This is a genomic window from Rhizobium sp. L9 (genome assembly GCF_002531885.1).
Taxonomy (GTDB): domain Bacteria; phylum Pseudomonadota; class Alphaproteobacteria; order Rhizobiales; family Rhizobiaceae; genus Rhizobium.
Genome location: NZ_NWSZ01000073.1, coordinates 1 through 2581 on the forward strand (window position 1 = coordinate 1; position 2581 = coordinate 2581).

The following is a 2581-nucleotide window of genomic DNA, read 5'->3' on the forward strand; positions in this document are numbered from 1 at the left end:
CGGACCTGAGTCATTGTGCACTCCCTCTTTAAGTATCTGTAAACATTGGAAGCGTCTCGGTGTCAGCAATGCGACACGGGCGGCCCTTTCGGGCTATCGCGGCTTGGACGGTCGCCGAAGTCAGGTCGCTGGCCCGGATTTGATACGGCGCGCCGGGAACCACCTGCTCGGCAGACAACACGTTCGTCTTGATCAGGTGGCGTATTCGGTGGTTGGTCACGCCCAAAACCGCCGCCGCCTCTGTCATGGTCAGCCATTCGCCCTCTTTATCGGCTGATTTGTACGCGTGAATGGCCCGGACCCGCCTTACGGAAGCGACCCGGTGTGCAGTCCAGGTTTTTCCTTGCCCCGTGGGCATTCCCATTCGATTGAGCGACGCGGCGATATGTTCATCGGACCAGCGTCCTGCCATGCTCCGCATCACTGCCAAAGCATCTTCCGTTGTGGCGCACCCGTGTTCACCCGTCTGGGGCTTGCGAACCTTGAGCTCCGAATGCTGACCGCCTTTCCAATGGATGGTCAGCACCACGTCGCGCACCTCATCATCGACATCGACAACAATGTCGGCGATCAATGTACGTAGCAGTTGCTGGCGCACGCGCATGGTGACATCCGGCGACTCCCAGGCCGCCTGCAGATTGTCGGCGAGGTTTGCGAAAGTGCCTGGGTCAACTTCGATGGTTGAAGGACTTTCGGTAGGCCTGCGCACTTCCAGATCACGGACGCGGCGTAGCGCCGTTTCCCAATTCTTCTCAAGCTGTGCAGCTATCAGGCGGTTGTCGGGATCGCATGCCGCATAGCGGCGCTCGGCGAGGCTAGCCTCGTAGCGGGCCTGTTGTAGCTCCAGATCGTGAATGTGGCGCTGGTCTTCCTGTCGCTCCCGGTGCATCCGCTCTGCTTCAAAAGTCGCCTCGATCGCTAATGGTTCTACCGCGCGCAACAACTCGCGCGCAACCGCCGCATCGACCTTCGAGCCGCCGAACGTCATGCAACGGGGCAAGCCCATCATCAGGTTCTGTTTATAGCAGCGATAGACAGGATTTTGTGGATTTCCCGTATAGGCAACACTCAGTCGCCGTCCACACCGTCCGCAGGTCAGGAGACCTGATAATAATGCTTTGCCGCCGCGGCCCGATTTAGTCCCACCCGAGCGGCCATAATTATTGAGGGCCAGTTGCTGTTGGTTACGCTCGTATTCGCCCCAACTAATGTAACCTTCGTGATGGTCCCGGATCATCACCTCCCAGCTACCGACGGGCTTGCCGTGCCCGTAACTGCGCCGAGCCCGTCCATCGACGATGGCAGTCCGCTTCTCGCTCTTCCCATAGACGTAAACGCCGGCGTAGAAGGGGTTTTTGAGGATGCCGATCACATTGCGATAACGTACTGGCATCCATACGAAGTTGGTCATGCGCCCTTCATCCGACGGCCGAGGGAAGTGAATCTGATCTTTCGTCATCGACAGCAGCACCTGACGCGCGCTTCCAAGGTCGTGGAAGCGGGCGAAGATGGATCGAATTACCTCTTGCAGACGCAGATCAGGATCGAGCCCAAGCCCGGCCTCCCGATGCCAAATGTAGCCGAACGGAACGGAAAGTCGCAGTTCGCCACGGCGCGCCTTCGACCTGGCGGCATCGAGCATCCGGGCTCTCAGCACGCCCAGTTCGAACTCGCTGATACTGCCCTTCATTCCCAGCAGCAGCCGATCGTTGGGTCGACATGGATTGTAGACGCCGTCATGGTCAATGACGCGGGCTTCGACCAGGCCGCACAGTTCGAGCAGGTGATGCCAGTCCCGACCGTTGCGCGCAAGCCGTGAAGCATCGAAGCAGAAAACGGCACCAACTTTGCCGGCGCACAGTAGGGCGACGAGACGATCGAAGCCCGGACGGGCGACGGTTCCGCTGGCAGAGCGCCCGAGGTCGTCGTCGATCACCTCGACGTCGCTGAAGCCGTGGTGTCGCGCAATGTCAACAAGATCATACTGCCGTCGCTGGCTTTCCAGATTGGTTATAACCTGCGACTGCGTGGATTGCCGCACATAAACGACGGCCTTGCGCGCGAGCAGCGCTGTCGGAATCAAATCAGTGCTGGTCATCGTTGACCTCCTCGACGACGAGGCCTGCGGCCTGCATCAGCAGGCAAGCCAGCGTTGAAATCGCCTTCTTGCGTTCCTTGTCGCTCAGTCCGTCGAGCATCCGAGTTTTGAATATCAGGTCGAGCTGCCGGCCCGACGCCGGCACCAGCGTATTGCGGGATCTCATCATGGTCCTCCTGAGTGATTCTACGTCCACTTCGGAAGGGTGCCGCTTTGCTGCCGCCAGAGACCAGCCTGTTCAATTCGATTAGCGTCGCAAGATCGACGCGTGGCGTTCCCATGGTCATGCCGCGGCAGACCACGGGATCGATCATCCACCCTGAGATCGCGATGACGACACCTGTCGGCCCCAGAACCTTCAAAAACCGGCCTGTCGCTCGTTCTTCGACGCGACGAATGGAAACCTTCTGGCCAAAATGTGGATGCCAGCGATAGTGAACCTCGACTTCATCGCCGACATGGGCAGAATGAACGGGGCATTGC

2 protein-coding genes are annotated in these 2581 nt (G+C 59.3%); both read right to left on the reverse strand.

Annotated features, from left to right (window positions below; genetic code table 11):
• Positions 1-28: 28 nt before the first annotated feature.
• Positions 29-2098, reverse strand: a complete 2070-nt coding sequence (locus tag CO660_RS32190; protein WP_077994910.1) for a recombinase family protein — start codon at positions 2096-2098, stop codon at positions 29-31.
• Entirely contained in the window at positions 2085-2264 is a 180-nt protein-coding gene (locus CO660_RS32195; protein ID WP_077994911.1) for a hypothetical protein, read from the reverse strand. The genes CO660_RS32190 and CO660_RS32195 overlap by 14 nt, the downstream gene beginning before the upstream one ends.
• Positions 2265-2581: the final 317 nt, after the last annotated feature.

What these genes read in the sequence shown, in the direction of transcription:
- CO660_RS32190 (WP_077994910.1), bottom strand. Translation starts at nt 2,098, where the DNA reads ATGACCAGCACTGATTTGATTCCGACAGCGCTGCTCGCGCGCAAGGCC.
- CO660_RS32195 (WP_077994911.1), bottom strand. Translation starts at nt 2,264, where the DNA reads ATGAGATCCCGCAATACGCTGGTGCCGGCGTCGGGCCGGCAGCTCGAC.